This is a genomic window from Micrococcus sp. MS-ASIII-49 (assembly GCF_000946635.1).
Lineage (GTDB): Bacteria > Actinomycetota > Actinomycetes > Actinomycetales > Micrococcaceae > Micrococcus > Micrococcus luteus.
The window spans coordinates 1-16,937 of record NZ_JXSP01000110.1; the positions used below are offsets into that span (position 1 = coordinate 1).

Annotated in this window: 11 protein-coding genes and 1 pseudogene; 5 read left to right on the plus strand and 7 right to left on the minus strand. The window is 73.9% G+C overall.

What is annotated here, in order from left to right:
• Positions 1 to 689 (plus strand): annotated as a pseudogene (locus SJ20_RS07670) (protein kinase); the annotation flags it as partial.
• 116 nt (positions 690 to 805) lie between these two features.
• On the opposite strand, the gene SJ20_RS07675 reads toward SJ20_RS07670, so the two are convergent.
• The 4 genes from SJ20_RS07675 to SJ20_RS07690 all read right to left on the minus strand — a co-directional run bounded on the left by SJ20_RS07675 (position 806) and on the right by SJ20_RS07690 (position 6,163).
• Complete coding sequence (locus tag SJ20_RS07675; RefSeq protein ID WP_010078527.1) at positions 806 to 1,150, minus strand: hypothetical protein; 345 nt, start codon at positions 1,148 to 1,150, stop codon at positions 806 to 808.
• A gap of 18 nt (positions 1,151 to 1,168) precedes the next feature.
• Positions 1,169 to 3,034, minus strand: a complete 1,866-nt coding sequence (sucB, locus tag SJ20_RS07680) for a 2-oxoglutarate dehydrogenase, E2 component, dihydrolipoamide succinyltransferase (RefSeq protein ID WP_044659522.1) — start codon at positions 3,032 to 3,034, stop codon at positions 1,169 to 1,171.
• 101 nt (positions 3,035 to 3,135) lie between these two features.
• The gene (lpdA, locus tag SJ20_RS07685) at positions 3,136 to 4,515 is read right to left on the minus strand and encodes a dihydrolipoyl dehydrogenase (protein ID WP_036383063.1); all 1,380 of its coding nucleotides are present in this window, start codon (positions 4,513 to 4,515) and stop codon (positions 3,136 to 3,138) included.
• Between the two features lie 115 nt (positions 4,516 to 4,630).
• On the minus strand, positions 4,631 to 6,163 hold the full coding sequence (locus tag SJ20_RS07690) for a leucyl aminopeptidase (RefSeq protein ID WP_044659535.1): 1,533 nt from the start codon (positions 6,161 to 6,163) through the stop codon (positions 4,631 to 4,633).
• Positions 6,164 to 6,396: 233 nt separating this feature from the next.
• On the opposite strand from SJ20_RS07690, the gene SJ20_RS07695 reads away from it, so the two are divergent.
• The 3 genes from SJ20_RS07695 (at position 6,397) to SJ20_RS07705 (ending at position 10,159) form a co-directional block, all read left to right on the plus strand.
• Positions 6,397 to 7,353, plus strand: a complete 957-nt coding sequence (locus tag SJ20_RS07695) for a PAC2 family protein (RefSeq protein WP_044659523.1) — start codon at positions 6,397 to 6,399, stop codon at positions 7,351 to 7,353.
• A 36-nt stretch (positions 7,354 to 7,389) separates the two neighbouring features.
• The gene (locus SJ20_RS07700; protein WP_044659524.1) at positions 7,390 to 8,448 is read left to right on the plus strand and encodes a DUF4192 family protein; all 1,059 of its coding nucleotides are present in this window, start codon (positions 7,390 to 7,392) and stop codon (positions 8,446 to 8,448) included.
• 160 nt (positions 8,449 to 8,608) lie between these two features.
• A complete protein-coding gene (locus SJ20_RS07705) occupies positions 8,609 to 10,159 on the plus strand; it encodes an RNA polymerase sigma factor (RefSeq protein ID WP_239074670.1) in 1,551 nt (516 codons plus the stop codon).
• A 65-nt stretch (positions 10,160 to 10,224) separates the two neighbouring features.
• Here the strand turns inward: SJ20_RS07705 and SJ20_RS07710 are convergent, their stop codons facing one another.
• The gene (locus SJ20_RS07710; protein WP_002858172.1) at positions 10,225 to 10,434 is read right to left on the minus strand and encodes a hypothetical protein; all 210 of its coding nucleotides are present in this window, start codon (positions 10,432 to 10,434) and stop codon (positions 10,225 to 10,227) included.
• A gap of 252 nt (positions 10,435 to 10,686) precedes the next feature.
• On the opposite strand from SJ20_RS07710, the gene SJ20_RS07715 reads away from it, so the two are divergent.
• Positions 10,687 to 12,792 carry a type IIA DNA topoisomerase subunit B gene (locus tag SJ20_RS07715; protein WP_044659526.1) on the plus strand — a complete coding sequence of 702 codons (2,106 nt, stop codon included), beginning with the start codon at positions 10,687 to 10,689 and terminating at the stop codon, positions 12,790 to 12,792.
• A 124-nt stretch (positions 12,793 to 12,916) separates the two neighbouring features.
• On the opposite strand, the gene SJ20_RS07720 is transcribed toward SJ20_RS07715, so the two are convergent.
• Positions 12,917 to 13,990 carry an NAD(P)-dependent oxidoreductase gene (locus tag SJ20_RS07720; protein ID WP_044659527.1) on the minus strand — a complete coding sequence of 358 codons (1,074 nt, stop codon included), beginning with the start codon at positions 13,988 to 13,990 and terminating at the stop codon, positions 12,917 to 12,919.
• Positions 13,987 to 16,923 (minus strand): alpha/beta fold hydrolase, encoded by a 2,937-nt coding sequence (locus tag SJ20_RS07725; protein WP_044659528.1) that lies wholly within the window; start codon positions 16,921 to 16,923, stop codon positions 13,987 to 13,989. Before SJ20_RS07725 ends, SJ20_RS07720 begins: the two co-directional genes overlap by 4 nt.
• Positions 16,924 to 16,937 lie beyond the last annotated feature (14 nt).

The window sequence follows — 16,937 nt, forward strand, 5'->3', positions numbered from 1 at the left end:
CCGCGCGCCGACGGGGGGCGGCGCCACGCCGGGGCGTCCTCGTGGCCGCCGGGCTGGCCACCGCGCTGGCCGTCGGCGGCGGCACCGCCGGGCTGTGGTGGCCGGCGTCCCTGGGCGACGCGACGGAGGGGGCGCCGGAGCCGGCGGGCGCGGTGCCGGCCGGCACCTCGGTGGACGCGGCGCGCCCGGCGGACGGGACGCCGGAGAGCGGGACGCCGGCGAGGGTGCCGGACGCGGGTGCCCCCGGGGAGGACGCCGCCGGGGAGGACGCCGTCGACGTGGGCGAGGCGCTGGCCGCGGTCGGCCACGCCCGGACTGCCGCGCTCATCGACCCGGAGCCTGCGCGACTGGACGCCTACGCCGTGCCCGGGGGACCGGCGTGGGAGAACGACCGGGATCTGCTGCGCCGGCTGACGGACGAGGGGTTCGCCTTCTCCGGCCTCGAGGTGACGGTGGAGCAGGCCGGACCCGCCCGGCGGGCCGGGGACGACGCGCTGCGTGTCGACGCCGTGCTCCGGACGTCGGCCCACACCGTGCTGGACCGCGCGGGACGCGTGGCGGCGCATCGGGAGGCGACGGCCGAGGAGGTCGTGCTGGTCCTGCGCAGCGGCCACGGAGAGGGCCCCGAGGGGCGGGACGGCGGCGCGGCGGGTCGGACGTGGCGGGTCGAGACCGTCGATCCGCGCTGACCCCGGGCCCGGATCCAGCGCCGGAGGCCGGCGGTCCAGACGGGGGGACGCCGCGGGCCCCGGGGAGAAGCTCCCCGGGGCCCGCGGCGTGGTGCGGCGTCAGCCGCCTGGGCTGATCACTGCCAGAGGACGGCGACCAGGATGTTCACCAGGCCCAGACCGCCCACCGCGTGGGCCAGGCCCGTGGGCACGACCTCCCCGCGGTTGGACTTGCGGCGGCCGATCAGGGCGGCCACGAAGACGATGACGCCGATCAGGAACTTGACGCCCAGCTTCATGTGGTTCGGCTCCCCGCTCATGGCGAGGCCGAAAAGCACCACGCCGGAGACGATCATGCCCACGGAGCCCCACCACTGCGAGGTGGTGACGGTCGGGTTGCGGAAGTGCGCGAACCAACCGCCCACGATCGCTGCGGCGGACACGATGTGCACGGCCACCAGGATGCTGTGCAGGATATCCACAGTCCTTCTCCCTTTCCGTCAGAGACCCAGCTCGTTGGCGAACTCGCCGCCCTCGAGACGCTGACGCAGCGTCGTCAGGAAGCGGCCCGCGTCGGCCCCGTCCACCAGGCGGTGGTCGTAGGTCAGGGACAGGTACATCATGTGGCGGATGGCGATCGAGTCGTTGCCGTCCGCGTCGGTCACCACCATGGGGCGCTTCACGATCGCACCGGTGCCCAGGATCGCGACCTGCGGCTGGTTGATGATCGGCGTGTCGAACAGCGCGCCCACGGAGCCGATGTTCGTGATCGAGAACGTGCCGCCCGAGAGCTCGTCCGGCGAGATCTTGTTCGTGCGGGTGCGCTCGGCCACGTCGGCGATCTTCTGGGCGAGGCCCGTCAGGTTCAGGGAGCCGGCGTCCTTGATGACGGGCACCAGCAGCCCCTTCTCCGTGTCCACGGCGATCGCGATGTCCTCGGACGCGTGGTAGGTGATCTCCTTGTTGTCCTCGGAGAACGACGCGTTCAGCTTGGGGTGCTGCTTGAGGGCCTCGGCGACCGCCTTGGTGATGAACGGCAGGTACGTCAGGTTCACGCCGGCCTGCTGCTGGAAGGAGGCCTTGGCCTTCTTGCGCAGCTGCACGATGCGGGTGACGTCCACCTCGTGCACCTGGGTGAGCTGGGTGGACAGGTCGAGGGACTCGCGCATGCGCTGGGCGATGACCTGGCGGATGCGCGGCGCCTTCTCCACCTCGCCGCGGACCGAGGGGTCCACGGAGGAGCTCGCGGCCGGGGCGGACGCAGCGGCCGGGGCCGACGACGGGGCGGCAGCCTCGGAGGCCTGCTCGGCCGGAGCCTCGGACCCGCCCGCGGCGGCCTGCGAGGCCAGCGCGGCGGCGAGCACGTCCTGCTTGCGGATGCGGCCGCCGACGCCCGTGCCGCGGACCGTGGACAGGTCCACGTTGTTCTGGTGGGCCAGGCGGCGCACCAGCGGGGTCACGTAGCCCTGGCCGGGCTCGGTGGCGGAGGGCGCCTCGGCGGACTCGGCCTGCGCGGAGTCGCGCTCAGCGGACTCGCGCCGGGAGGCCTCCTCGGACGGGGACGCCTCGGGCGTCTTCTCCGACTTCTCGGCGCCGGCGGCCTCGGCGGCCTCCTCGGTCTCCTCGGGGGCCTCGGCCTCGGTCGCCTTGTCCTCGATCTCCTCGGCGGACGCCTCGTCCTGACCGGAGGAGCCCTCCGACGGGGCGGAGCCGCCGCCGGCGGAGCCGGAGCCGACGAGCGCGAGGACGGCGCCCACCTCGACGGTGTCGTCCTCCTCCGCACGGATCTCCAGGAGGGTGCCCGCCACGGGGGAGGGGATCTCGGTGTCGACCTTGTCGGTGGAGACCTCGAGCAGCGGCTCGTCGACCTCGACCTCGTCGCCGACGGACTTCAGCCAGCGGGTCACGGTGCCCTCGGTCACGGACTCGCCCAGCGCGGGCAGGGTGACCTCGGAGGCCTCGCCGCCGGCCGACGGGGCCCCGTCCGAGCCCTGGTCGGTGGAGGCGCGCTCCTCCGGAGCCGGCTCGCCTGCGGGCTCCTGCTGGGCGTCGTCCTGCTGCGCCTCCTCGACGGCGGGCTCCTCGGCCGCGGCGTCGTCCTCCGACGCGTCGGCGGAGCCGCCGCCGGAGCCGTCGCCGATCGTGGCCAGCGGGGCGCCGACCTCGACCGTGTCGTCCTCCTCGACCAGGATCTCCTCGAGCACGCCGGCCACGGGGGACGGGATCTCGGTGTCGACCTTGTCGGTGGAGACCTCCACCAGGGGCTCGTCGACGGCGACCTCGTCGCCGACGGCCTTGAGCCAGCGGGTCACGGTGCCCTCGGTGACGGATTCGCCCAGGGCGGGCAGGTTCACGGTTTCAGACATGGTTCCGATGCTCCTCATGAGGGGGGGGGCGGCGGGGGGCCCCCCCCCCGGGGTTGCGAGGTGGGCCCGACGCACGGGCCCGGGATGGTCAGTGCGGTGGGTCAGCTGTGCAGCGGGTGGCCGAACAGGGCCATGGCGGCCTCGCCCAGGGCCTCGTTCTGCGTGGGGTGCGCGTGCACGAACTGGGCGACGTCCTCGGGGTAGGCCTCCCAGTTCACGATGAGCTGCGCCTCGCCGATCTGCTCGCCGATGCGCTTGCCGATGCCGTGCACGCCCACGATCGGGCCGTTCTTCTGGCGGATCATCTTGATGATGCCGCCGGTGCCGAGGATCGAGGACTTGCCGTTGCCGGCCAGGTTGTACTCGGCGACCTCGACGTTGTCCTTGCCGAACTCCTCCTCCGCCTTGGGCTGGGTGTAGCCCACGGACATGATCTCCGGCTCGGTGAAGGTGACCTTCGGGATGTTGATGTCCTCGACGACCATCGGCTTGTTGCCGGCGATCTCCTCGGCCACGAAGATGCCCTGCTGGAAGCCGCGGTGCGCCAGCTGCAGACCGGGAACGATGTCGCCCACGGCGTAGATGTTGCCGACGCCGGTGTGCAGACGCTCGTCGGTGAGGACGAAGCCGCGGTCCATCTTGACGCCCTGCTCCTCGTAGCCGAGGCCCTCGGTGTTCGGGCCGCGGCCGACGGCGACGAGGCAGACCTCGGCCTCGAACTCCTTGCCGTCCGCGAGGGTCACCTTGACGCCCGAGTCGGTCTCCTCGACCTTGTCGAAGAACGTGCCCAGGTTGGTCTTGATGCCCTTCTTCTTGAACTCGCGCTCGAGGACCTTGATGATCGCCGGGTCCTCGTTGGGGACCAGGGTCTTCAGGCCCTCGATGATGGTGACGTCGACGCCGAAGGAGTTCCACAGGGACGCGAACTCGGAGCCGATGACACCGCCGCCGAGCACGATGGCCGACTTCGGGGTGTAGTCCAGCTCGAGGGCCTCCGTGGAGGTCATGATCTTCTTGGAGATGGGCAGGCCCATGGTCTTGGCCACGGAGCCGGAGGCCAGCACGATGTTCTCCGCCGTGTAACGGGTGCCGTCGACCTCGACCTCGTTCTTCGAGACGAGCTTGCCCTCGCCCTCGATGACCTGGACCTTGCGCATCTTCAGCAGGCCGGCCAGGCCCTTGTGCTTGCCGGCGACGATGCCGTCCTTGTAGTCGCGCACCTTCGCCATGTCCACGGACTCGAGGGTCGCGTTGACGCCGAACTTGGCGGCGTTGCGGGTCTCATCGGCCACCTCGGCGGCGTGCAGGTAGGCCTTCGTGGGGATGCAGCCCCAGTGCAGGCAGGTGCCGCCGACCTTGGACTTCTCCACGAGGGCGACGGACTTGCCGTACTGCACGGAACGCAGGGCTGCGGCGTACCCGGCGGAGCCACCGCCGAGGACGAGGACGTCGAATTCCTGAGCGGTTGCCTTGTCGGCCACGGTGTTGCTCCTTGGTGCTGGGGTCGGTGGATCGTGGTGGTGGTGCGTCACCGCCACCCCCGGCCGTCGGCGGCGGGCCGCGCGGCCGGGGACGCGGTGGACATCGGGACCAACCTTACCGGGCACGCCCCTCGATGAGACCCACCAGGGTCCGCACCATCACGCCGGTGGCGTCCTGCGGGGTGTAGCCGTACGCGGCCGACTCGTTGAAGGAGGGGCCGGCGATGTCGAGGTGGGCCCAGGGGGTCCGTGCGGCGGCGTCGCCCTCCGACCGTCCGGCGTCGACGAATTCGCGCAGGAAGGTGGCGGCGGTCATCATGCCGCCGAAGCGGTCGCCCATGTTGGAGATGTCCGCAACGCGCGAAGTGAGCGAGGCGCGCAGCTGCTCCGGCAGGGGCATGCCCCACGCGAGCTCCCCGGCCGCGTCGGCCGCGGCGACGACCTCGTCGCGCAGCGCGTCGTCACCCATGACGCCCGTGTGGCGCACGCCGAGGGCGACCAGCTGGGCACCGGTGAGGGTGGCCACGTCGAGCACCGCGTCGGGTCGCTCGTCGGTGGCCGCCACGAGGGCGTCGGCCATGACGACGCGGCCCTCGGCGTCCGTGTTCATGACCTCCACGGTCTTGCCGCCGTACATCGTGATGACGTCGGACGGGCGGATGGCGGTGCCCGAGGGCATGTTCTCGGCCAGCGCCAGCCAGCCGGTCACCTTCACAGGGACGTCCAGGGCCGCGGCGGCGCGCACGACGGCGAAGACGGTGGCGGCGCCGGCCATGTCCGACTTCATCGTCATCATCGAGGCGGCGGGCTTCAGCGAGATGCCGCCCGTGTCGAAGGTGATGCCCTTGCCCACCAGCGCGATGTGCGCGGCGGCGTCGGCCGGCGCGTGCTCGATGCGCACGAGCCGCGGCGGGCGGGAGGAGCCCTGGCCGATCGCGAGGATGCCGCCGAAGCCCTCGGCGCGCAGGCGGTCCTCGTCCCACACGTCCACGCTCACGGACGAGTCCGCGAGGTCCTCCGCGACGGCGTCCGCGAACGTGGCCGGGTAGAGGTGCGAGGGGGCCGTGTTCACCAGGTCGCGCACGGCGCAGACCGCGTCGCCCACGACGGCGGCCCGGCGCAGCACGGGGTCGGCGTCCGCGGCGGCGAGCGGGGTGACGACCTCGACCTCGCGGACGGGACGGGACGTGTCCGTCTCGGCGCGGGCGCGCTCGGACTTCTGGGCGGTGAAGGCGTACGCGCCCAGGACGGCGCCCTCGGCGACGGCGGCCAGTCGGGCCGGGGTGTCGGCCGGCAGGGCCAGGGCCACGGCGTCGGTGCCGGCCAGGGAGCGCACGGCAGCCCCGGCGGCGCGGCGCAGGGACTCGTCCGCGGCCTCGCCGTCGTCGTCCAGACCGCCGACGCCGGCCAGGACCAGCAGCGGCACCGGCACGCCGCCCAGGCCCGGCAGGCGATGGACCTCGTCCTCGGCGCCCCGCACGCCCAGCAGCTCGAACGAGGCCTCGAGGGCGGTGGCCGCCTCGGCCGGCAGCGCGTCCGTCAGGAGCACGGGGCCGTCCGGGCCGGTGCCCACCCCCACCACGAGGGCGGAGGCGGTCAAGTCCTCCAGGGCGCGGGCGGTCAGGGTCGGGCGGTCCAGGGTGATCACGGACGGGCCTCTCTTCCGGGGGTGGGGGATGCGCCCGGCGGGGTGGGCCGGGCCGTCCCGCGTCATCCTAGCCAGAGGGCTCGCGCGCCCGTCCAGGGCGCGCGGGCGCGGAATAGGAGGGTGCCGTGCCGTGGTTGACTGACGCCAGAGGACAGGGAGGGATCCGCGTCCGCCGCCATCCGGGCGGCGGGGACGGCTCTCCCGCAGACGGACCACCGGAAGGGGAACGAGACGTGCAGGACGCCGCGCCGCTGTACACCCGTCATGAGGGGGCGCCCGTGCCCCCCGGCCTGGGCATGCTCGTGGCCCTGACCGGGCACATGGACGCGGGCCGGGTCGCTCGGCAGGTGCGGGCCGCGCTGCACGAGCACCTGACCCATCGGACCGTCGTCTCCTTCGACGTCGACTCGATGTTCGACTACCGCGCCCGGCGTCCCCGGCTCCGGTTCGACCGGGACCGCTACCGTGATCTGCGCCTGCCCGCGCTCGAGGTGCAGCTGGTCGAGGACCTGCTCGGCCACCCCTTCCTGCTGCTGTCCGGCCCCGAGCCGGACTTCCGGTGGCAGGCGGTGACGGAGGCCGTGCTCGGCCTCGCGCAGGAGTGGGAGGTGGACTCGCTCACCTTCCTCGACGCGGCCCCGCTGCCCGTGCCGCACACGCGGCGGCTCGGGGTCACGACCCACGGGTCCCGCGCCGACGCCGTCGAGGGGCTGTCCACCTGGAGCCCGGAGGCGGACATCGTCGCGGGGCTGCTGCAGATGCTCGAGCTGCGCGCCGAGGAGGCGGACCTGCCGACGGCGGGCTACACCGTCCATGTGCCGCACTACGTGGCCGAGGCGTCCTTCCCCCAGGCGGCCGTGGCCGCGCTCGAGTACGCGGGGGCCGCCATGGGGCTCATGCTGCCCTCGGACGACCTGCGAGACGCCTCGCGGGACATCGAGGCCGAGCTGGAGCGCCAGGTCTCCGGGTCCGGGGAGATCCAGCAGATGATCGCCGGCCTGGAGCGCAACTACGACCAGAACGCCGAGGACCAGGAGCGGTCGTTGCTCGAGACCGAGCAGGGCCTGCCCGACGGCGACGAACTCGCCTCCGCCGTCGAGGCGTACCTCGCCGCGCGGGACGCCGGCGGCGGGTCCGCTCCTGCACAGGAGGACGGACCCGGCCGTCCGTCCACCGGCGACGGGGACTGATCCCACCGCGGGCGCCCGGTCGGCCAGGGTGGCGGCATGGAAGCCCCCACCTCACTCGACGTCCCCGTCCTGCCGGCCCGCGGCCCGGAGGACCTGCTCGCCTACGTCGGCCACGCCCTCGGGCGGTTGCCCGAGGGCAGCCTGGTCCTCCTCACCCTGCGCGACGGGCGCCTGCGCGCCGTGGTGCGGGTCGACCTGCCTCCCGAGGAGGTCGACGTCGGCGCCTGGGCCTGCGCCGTGGCCGAGGTGTGCCGGCGGGACGCAGCCGCGGACGCGACGCTCTGCCTCGCGCTGCCGGACGGCGCCCGGGCCACGCTCGCCCGTCCCGGCTGGGCCGCGGCGCTCGACGACGCCCTGGCGTCCGCGGGTCGCCCCCTGACCGCGGCCTGGACGTGCGCGCGGGGACGGGCGCGCCCCTGGTGGGGGAGCGGCGTCGCCGAGGAGGGCCCGCTCGACCCCCGAGCCGCGCCGCTGTCCCTGCACCTGATGACCCGCGGTTCGGTCTGGGACCGTGCAGCAGTGCCCGACCCGGTCCCGCGCCGCGGTCCCGCGGCGGCCCGGGCCGACGACGCGCGGTGGCGGCCTCCCGAGCAGGACGCGCCCGCGGCACGCCGCGCGTGGCTGGCGCAGTGGGAGTCGGTGCTGACCGGCGCGGCTCGTGACCGCGGCGCGCCCGCACCGGCCGTGCTGGGCTCGCCGCTGACGCGTCCGGCCTGGCGCGACGGCCTGCTGCTCCATGCCGCCGCGCCGTCCGGCGCGGCCACGGGGGATCCGGGGGACGAGGAACGGATCCTCACCGCGGCCTCGGGCCGGGCGCCGGCCTGGGATCGGCTGGACGCCCTGCGGGCGGGGCTGCGCGCGCTCGTGCCCGTCGCGACGCCGGCTGTGGCGGCGCAGGCCCTGGCGCTGGCCGGGTGGGTCGGCTGGGCCCGCGGCCACGGCTCCGACGCGGACGCCCACCTGACCGCGGCGGCGGCGCTGAGTCCCGGCGACCCGTTCGTCTCCGTCCTGCGACGCATCGTGGCCGCGGGGTGCGTCGCAGGCTGGGCGACCGACCCGGCCACCGCGTGGCGGCCCGACGGTGGCCGCCCATGAGAGAATGATGCGGCTTCACGACGGCACGGCCGACCGCAGCCCGTTTCCCGGGTGCGGAATAGATCGGTCTCAGCCGTCGTTGGCACTCACGGACCCTGCAGTCGGCGGGCCCGGACGACGTCGGTCGTCCGAGGCCGCGACTTGACAGGGTCACGTGTCTATGGACTGCAAGGATCCGCGGGTGGCCGCGGACGAGACGGAAAGGCCTCGAGTGACCACTTCGACGACCAGCGGTGTGCAGGACGGCAAGGAGACCACTGCCTCCGAGGCCACGACCACGCGCACCCGCTCCACGGCAGCCAAGAAGTCGGCAGCCACGAAGAGCGCCACGACCAAGGGCGCCACGACGCGGACGACCGCGACGAAGTCGGCGGCGACCAAGACCGCTGCCACGCCGACGGCCAAGAAGAAGGCGACCCGGAAGCCCACCGCGGCCAAGACCACCGCCACGGCCAAGACCACCGCCGCGAAGAAGACCGCCACGACCGGGGGCAAGAAGGCCACCGCGTCCGCCGCCTCCGCCGAGCAGGCCGAGGACGACGAGGAGCTCGTCCAGGCGCGCGAGCGCACCGAGGCCGCGGACGCCGTCGAGGAGGACGTGGTGGCGGACGAGACCGCCACCGAAGACTCTGATGATGAGGACGCGGACGGCTCGGACGCTCCGGAGCGTCCGGCGATGGACGCGGAGGCCGTGACCGGCACGACGGCCGCCACAGGCCAGAAGGTGGCCCAGTCCAAGGGCGCGTTCGTCATGGACGACTCCGAGGACGACGCCCCGGTGCAGCAGGTGGTCGTGGCGGGCGCCACGGCGGACCCGGTGAAGGACTACCTGAAGCAGATCGGCAAGGTCGCCCTGCTCAACGCCGAGCAGGAGGTGGACCTGGCCATGCGCATCGAGGCCGGCCTCTACGCCGAGCACGTCGTGCAGCACGAGGCCTCCGACGACTACCGCGAGCGCCGGGACATCCAGCTGATCATCGCGGACGGGCGCAAGGCCAAGAACCACCTGCTCGAGGCCAACCTGCGTCTGGTGGTCTCCCTGGCCAAGCGCTACACCGGTCGCGGCATGCTGTTCCTGGACCTCATCCAGGAGGGCAACCTCGGCCTGATCCGCGCCGTCGAGAAGTTCGACTACACCAAGGGCTTCAAGTTCTCCACGTATGCCACGTGGTGGATCCGTCAGGCCATCACCCGCGCCATGGCGGACCAGGCCCGCACCATCCGCATCCCGGTGCACATGGTGGAGGTCATCAACAAGCTGGCCCGCGTGCAGCGGCAGATGCTCCAGGACCTCGGCCGCGAGCCCACCCCGGAGGAGCTGGCCAAGGAGCTGGACATGACCCCGGAGAAGGTCGTCGAGGTGCAGAAGTACGGCCGCGAGCCCATCTCCCTGCACACCCCGCTCGGCGAGGACGGCGACTCCGAGTTCGGCGACCTGATCGAGGACTCCGAGGCCGTCGTGCCCGCGGACGCCGTCTCCTTCACGCTGCTCCAGGAGCAGCTGCACTCGGTGCTGGACACGCTCTCCGAGCGCGAGGCCGGTGTCGTCGCCATGCGCTTTGGCCTGACCGACGGCCAGCCCAAGACGCTGGACGAGATCGGCAAGGTCTACGGAGTGACACGAGAGCGCATCCGCCAGATCGAGTCGAAGACCATGTCCAAGCTGCGTCACCCCTCCCGCTCGCAGGTGCTCCGGGACTACCTGGACTGAGTCGCAGCGGCATGACGAAGGGCCGGACCCCCGCGGGGGTCCGGCCCTTCGTCATGCCGGGCGCGTCAGGCGCCGGCGGTGAGGCGGTCCGTCTCGTCCTGCCACAGCGCGGCCTGGGGACGCAGCGCGTCCTCGACGGCGCGGGCGTGGTGGGCGCAGAACTGGAGGGCACCGCCCGAGTGCAGCACGGCGCGGACGTAGGCCTGCGCGCCGCAGCGGTCGCAGCGGTCGGAACGGGTGAGGGCGGCCGGCTCGGCCACGGCGGTGATGGACATGGTGTCCTCCTCGGGTCTCTCGGGGCTGGAGGGCGACGACGCCGGTGGGGCGGGTCGGTCCTCCTCTTGTCCCATGGAACAGCAAGGATGGCAGGGAACTTCCCCGCGCGCCCGCCCCGCACCCGCGTTTCGCCACCCGCGTACGCAAGCAGCCGGGCCGGGCTGCCCAGGGACGTCCGGCCCGAACCCTGGCGTGTCCGGCCCGCGGAGTAGGCTGGACCGGCCGCCGTCGTCCACCGAAAGGCCCGCCCCGTGCCCGCGAACACCGAGTACAACGCCCGCCACCTCTCCGTGCTGGAGGGGCTCGAGGCCGTCCGCAAGCGGCCGGGCATGTACATCGGCTCCACCGATTCCCGCGGCCTCATGCACTGCCTCTGGGAGATCATCGACAACTCGGTGGACGAGGCTCTGGCCGGCTTCGGGCAGTCGATCGAGATCACCCTGCATCCGGACGGCTCCGTCGAGGTCGAGGACAACGGGCGCGGCATCCCCGTGGACGTGGAGCCGCGCACCGGCCTGTCCGGTGTCGAGGTGGTGTTCACCAAGCTCCACGCCGGCGGCAAGTTCGGCGGCGGTTCCTACGCCGCCTCGGGTGGCCTGCACGGCGTGGGCGCGTCGGTGGTCAATGCCCTGTCCTCGCGCCTGGACGTGCAGGTGCTGCGCGGCGGCAAGGTCCACCAGATGTCGTTCCGGCGCGGCGAGCCGGGCCGCTTCCAGGACGGGTCGCGCCCGTCGCCAGACGCCCCGTTCGAGCCGTCCACGGACGCCTCGCCGCTGGACGTCGTCGGGAAGGCCAAGCGCGGGCAGACCGGCACGCGCGTGCGCTACTGGGCGGACGAGCAGATCTTCGTGAAGGACGCGACGTTCTCCGCCGAGGAGCTCCAGGCGCGGGCGCGCCAGACCGCCTACCTGATCCCGGGCCTGCGGATCACAGTCAAGGACCTGCGCCGCCGACCCGGCACGCCCGGCGCCGACGGCCCGGTCGAGGAGGTCTTCCAGTACGACGGCGGCATCTCCGAGTTCGTGGAGCACCTCACGCCCGCCACCCCGGTGACGGACGTGTGGCGGATCCAGGGCTCCGGCACCTTCAAGGAGCGGGTCCCGGTGCTCGGCGAGGACGGGCGCACCTCCATGCAGGATGTGCAGCGCACGTGCGAGGTGGACGTCGCCCTGCGCTGGGACGTCGGCTACGACACCGTGTTCCGGTCCTTCGTGAACATCATCGCCACGCCCAAGGGCGGCACCCATCAGTCCGGGTTCGAGGCGGCACTGCTGAAGGTGTTCCGGGCCCAGGTGGAGGCCAACGCGCGCCGGCTCAAGGCCGGGTCGGACAAGGTGGAGAAGGACGACGTGCTGGCCGGCATGACCGCCGTCCTGACGGTGCGGCTCGCCGAGCCGCAGTTCGAGGGGCAGACCAAGGAGATCCTCGGCACCTCCGCGGTGCGGCGGATCGTCTCCCAAGTGGTGGAGAAGCAGCTGACCGCCCGCCTCACCTCCACGGCCCGCGCCCAGAAGCAGCAGGTGCACACGCTGCTGGAGAAGGTCGTCGCCGAGATGAAGTCGCGCATCTCCGCGCGCACCCACAAGGAGAACCAGCGGCGCAAGAACGCCCTGGAGACCTCGACGATGCCGGCCAAGCTGGCGGACTGCCGCAGCAACGACGTCGCCTCCTCCGAGCTGTTCATCGTCGAGGGCGACTCGGCGCTCGGCACCGCCAAGCTGGCCCGGTCCTCCGACTTCCAGGCCCTGCTGCCGATCCGGGGCAAGATCCTGAACGTGCAGAAGGCCTCCGTCTCGGACATCCTGGCCAATGCCGAGTGCGCGGCGCTGATCCAGGTCGTCGGGGGTGGTGCGGGGCGCAGCTTCGACCTGGATGCGGCCCGCTACGGCAAGGTCGTGCTGATGACGGACGCGGACGTGGACGGTGCCCACATCCGCACCCTCCTGCTGACGCTCTTCTTCCGCTACATGCGGCCCATGGTCGAGGCCGGGCGCGTGTACGCGGCCGTCCCGCCGCTGCACCGGATCGAGGCGGTGACCCGGGGCGTCAAGGAACGCGAGGTCATCTACACGTACTCCGAGCAGGAGCTGCACGCGACGCTCGCCCGCCTGGAGCGGGAGGGCCGCTCGTATCGCGAGCCGATCCAGCGCTACAAGGGTCTGGGCGAGATGGACGCGGACCAGCTGGCCGAGACCACCATGGACCCGCGCCACCGCATGCTCCGCCGCGTGAACATCGCCGAGGTGGAGGCCGCCGAGCGCGTCTTCGACCTGCTCATGGGTTCCGCGGTGGCCCCGCGCAAGGACTTCATCGTCTCCCACGCCGACGAGCTGGACCGCGAGCGCATCGACGCCTGACCCTCCGCTTTCGTTCGGGAAACGGCGGCGCGGCCGCCGCCGTTTCCCGAACGAAAGCGGCGTGACCCGCGCCGTTTTCCGAACGAAAGCTCGGGACGGGCGCTCGTTCCGGCCGCGGCGGGCGTCAGCGGTCGCGGTAGTACGCCGCGACGCGGTGCAGGCCCTCGTCGATGCTCACGGTCGGCGTCCACGCGAGGACCTCACGGGTGCGACGCTGGTCGAACCAGTGGGCGGTCGAGAGCTGCTCGGCGAGGAACTCGGTCAGCGGCGGCTCGCCGTCGTCGGAGCCCACGCCCCGGGACCGCAGCCCGAACAGATCCCGCTCCCACGCCCGCTCGATCAGGGCACCGGCGCGCCGGGCCAGGCCCGCCGGGACGCGGCGTTCGGGCTCCGCGGCGCCGCCCGCCAGCGCGATCTGGCGGATCAGCTCGCCGACCGGTCGCGGCTCGCCGTTGGTGACCACGAGGGCCTCGCCGTGGTGCACGTCGGCCGCGGACACAGCCGCCACCACGGCCTCGACGGCGTTGGCCGTGTACAGCGTGTCGACCAGGGGAGCGCCCGTGCCGAGCACGGGCATTCGCCCGGCCCGCGCGCGCTGCACGATCCGGTCGGTGAGCTGCAGGTCCCCGGGCCCCCACATCAGGTGGGGGCGCAGCACCAGGACGCGGAAGTCGTCGCGGTCGGCGGCCAGGGCCAGTCGCTCGCCGGCCGCCTTCGTGCGCGCGTAGGGTCCGCGCGCGTGCTCGGGGCTGGCGGCTCCGGCGCCCTCGCCGACGATGGAGTCGCCGGCGTGCGCCACGGAGGGGGAGGAGACGTGGACGAAGCGTCGCACGCCGTGGCGCTGTGCGGCGTGCAACAGGATGCGCGTGCCCTCCACGTTCACGGCCTCGTACTCGTGCTCGGGGCCGGACACGGACACCTTCGCGGCCACGTGCACCACGGTGTCCGCGCCGGTCAGGGCCTCCTCGACGGCGGCCGGGTCGGTCACGGACCCGCGCACGTCCCGCGCACCGGGCACGCCCGACGGACGCCGCTGCAGGGTGGTCACGTCGTTGCCGGCATCGGCGAGCACCCGGGCGACGCCCGCACCCAGCAGCCCCGAGGCGCCGGTCACCAGGACGCGGCGCGACGCGAGGCGCTCGACGAGGTCGGGCATCCCGGCGGCGTCGAGGTCGACGTCGTAGCCGAAGCCGCTCACAGCGCACCCACCTTCCCGCCGGCGAGCACGGCCTCCGCCCAGTCGGCCACCCGGGCGCGGTCGATCTTGGAGTTGTGCCGGATGTCCGTGGGGATCTCATCGGCCACGAGCACCGCGGCCACCGGCAGCGGCTCGAGGGCCGCGCGCACGGCGGAGGCCAGCGCGGTCGGGGCGAGGCCCTGCTTGGGCCGGCCGTCCCGGTGGTGACCCGGGCGCCGCGCCGGGCGCGTGGCCGGCACGGCCGCCTCCACGACGACGACCACGGCCTGCGTGCCCCGGGGCCCGACGCCGACGACGGCGCTGCGTCGCACCGGCCCGAGCGCGTCGACGGTCTTCTCGGGCCCACCCGGACCGACCGGGCCCTCGGGCGTGGTGATCACGTGCTGGAGCCGACCCTCGAGCCAGACGCGGCCCTCGGCGTCGAAGTGGCCGACGTCGGCGGTGCGGTGCCATACCCGGCCGTCCCGCCGCCACAGCCCGTCGCGCTTGCTCTGCTGGTCGGTGTGCCAGAGCGCGTCGTAGCGGTCCTTCAGGTGGGGGGCGCTGACCACGATCTCGCCGAGGACGCCGTGGCCCCGCGCGGGGTCGAGGATGACGTCCTCGGCGCTGCCGTCCTCGAGCAGCGGCGCGATGGCCAGGGACACCGTGGGCAGCGCGGAGCCCACGCAGACGCCCTCGTCGTCGGCGGCGCGCAGGCGCTGCACCTCGGCGCCGTCGATGTCCGTGAGCAGCAGCCCCTCGGTCATGCCCCACGGCGTGTGGACCCGGGCGTTCGGCATCAGGTCCGAGACCTGACGCATCAGCTGCGGGTGCACGGGGGCGCCGGCCGAGAGCACGAGACGCACGGCGTCGAGCGCCTCGCGCCGGGGCGCGTCGAGGCCGTCGGCGGTCGCGACCACGTTCGCCAGGGCGGCGGGGGAGGCGAACAGCACGCTCGACTGCCCGGCGATCGCGGCGTCGGCCAGCTTCTGCGCGGTGAGGGTGGCTGGCTGGGTGACATCCATGTCCGGGGAGACGGACGCGGCGCCGAGGGCGGGTCCGAGCAGCGCGAACGGGGCGAAGCCGGCCAGCAGGGAGCCGCCCGGGCGGATGCCCAGGGTGCGGGAGATCAGCGCCACGAGGCGGCCCAGCCGCTCGTGCGTGTACACGACGCCCTTGGCCGGGCCCGTGGAGCCGGACGTGAACAGCACCGCGGCGTCCGCGTCCAGGGCGGGCTCGGGCAGCACGGTGCCGTACTCGTCGACGGCGTCGCCCGTGGCCGGGTCGCGGTGGCGGTCCACCATCGCGTAGAGCGAGTCGGAGACGTCGAGCAGGCGGCGCTGGGCGGCGCCCGGCTCGGTCACGGAGATCCGGGTGCCCGGCCAGGACTGGGCGCGGGCCAGCGTCAGACCGGGGGTGCGGCCGATGATCCAGCGGGGGCGGGCCGACTTCATCGCCCGGGTCATGCCCTTGACCCCGAGGCCCTGGTCCGCCACCACGGCGACGGCGCCCACGCGCAGCACGGCGTACAGGGCCGCCGACAGGTCGCGACCCGGCGGCACGAGCATGGCGACCCGGTCGCCCGGTCGCATGCCCGCGGTCCACAGCCCGGTCGCGATGGCCGAGACCATCTCCTGCAGCTCACCCCAGGTGACGGCCACGGGGCGGCGGGCGGTGCCCACGAGCGAGCGGCCGGCCTGGGCGCCGGCCATGTCCACCAGCGCGGTGTACTCGCGGTGGTCCGAGCCGGGGGCGCCCCAGTCGCGCAGGTGGTCCCAGAGCCGGACCACGCCGGGCTCGCGGGCTCCGGGCTCCTCCCCGAGGTCCACCTCCAGGCCCGGGTCGGCGGCCGCGTCGGCGGTGGCGTGCGGGACGGGGCCCGGCAGCCCCGAGGCGGGGTCGGAGAGCTGGCCGCCGCGCAGCAGCTGGGCCCACTGCAGCAGGGGCGCGGTGATGTCGCGGTCGTCCACGAGCAGGTGCCCCGCCCGCTCGTAACGCTGCACGCGCGCGTGGGGCAGGCGGTCGCGGAGGTCGTCGAGGTAGCGGTCCAGGAAGACCGGGTCGTCGGCGCCCCACAGGATGAGGGCGGGCACGTCGGTACGGCCCAGGGCGGCGAGGTCCTCGCCCACCCGCTGCAGTTCGGGATGGCTGCCGTGGCCGGGGTCGGCCGGGATGTCCGCGACGAAGCCGCCGACGCCGCCGCGTCGGGCCGCCGTGTCGTAGGGCAGGTGGTAGGCGGCCCGCGTCTCGCGGTCGAGGGCCGGGGTGGCGAGGGAGGTCGTCACGGAGAGGAAGGCGTCCGTGGTGACGGTGGAGGCCGGCAGGACGGGCCCGGCGAGGGCGGCCTGCAGCGGGGCGGGGATCGGCGCCCCCTCGGGCTGGTGGACCGCGGTGTTCAGGGTCGCGACGCCGGCCACCAGCTCCGGATGACGCGCCGCCCAGCCGAGGGACACGACACCGCCCCAGTCGTGGCCGAGCGTGATCAGCGGGTGGCCGGTGGCTGCCAGGTCGCGCAGCCCGAGAGCCGCCAGCAGGGCGTCCAGGTCGGCGATGCGGCCGCCCAGCGTGCGGTAGGTGTCGCCGGCACGGCCCATCGACGCGGCGGACGGGGAGCCCGCGTGCGCGAGGCGCTCGGAGAAGCCCATGTCCAGCTGGTCCGGCGCCACGACGCGCCACGCGGCCATGCCCCGGCGTGCCCGGCGCACGGTCTCCGCGAGCAGGGACCGCCACAGCCAGGACCACGTCGGGTTGCCGTGCACCGCCACGATCGTGCCGACGATCTCCGCCCCGGCCGCGGCGAGCACGGGACCGGTGTCCGCCACGTGCAGCGTCCGCACGGTCCCCTCCGGGTCCGCGGCGGAGCGGATCTCCACGAGGCGGGACCACGCCGGGTCCCAGCCGGGCAGTCGGTCGGCCGGCGGCAGGGCGGCGGGGGCGGCGGGGATCTGGGGCATGGCTCTGGCTCCTT

Bases quoted from the DNA above. Each gene is read 5' to 3' on its own strand.
- sucB (WP_044659522.1), bottom strand. From the start codon at position 3,034: ATGTCTGAAACCGTGAACCTGCCCGCCCTGGGCGAATCCGTCACCGAG.
- SJ20_RS07700 (WP_044659524.1), top strand. From the start codon at position 7,390: ATGGAAGCCCCCACCTCACTCGACGTCCCCGTCCTGCCGGCCCGCGGC.
- SJ20_RS07705 (WP_239074670.1), top strand. From the start codon at position 8,609: ATGGACTGCAAGGATCCGCGGGTGGCCGCGGACGAGACGGAAAGGCCT.
- SJ20_RS07710 (WP_002858172.1), bottom strand. From the start codon at position 10,434: ATGTCCATCACCGCCGTGGCCGAGCCGGCCGCCCTCACCCGTTCCGAC.
- SJ20_RS07725 (WP_044659528.1), bottom strand. From the start codon at position 16,923: ATGCCCCAGATCCCCGCCGCCCCCGCCGCCCTGCCGCCGGCCGACCGA.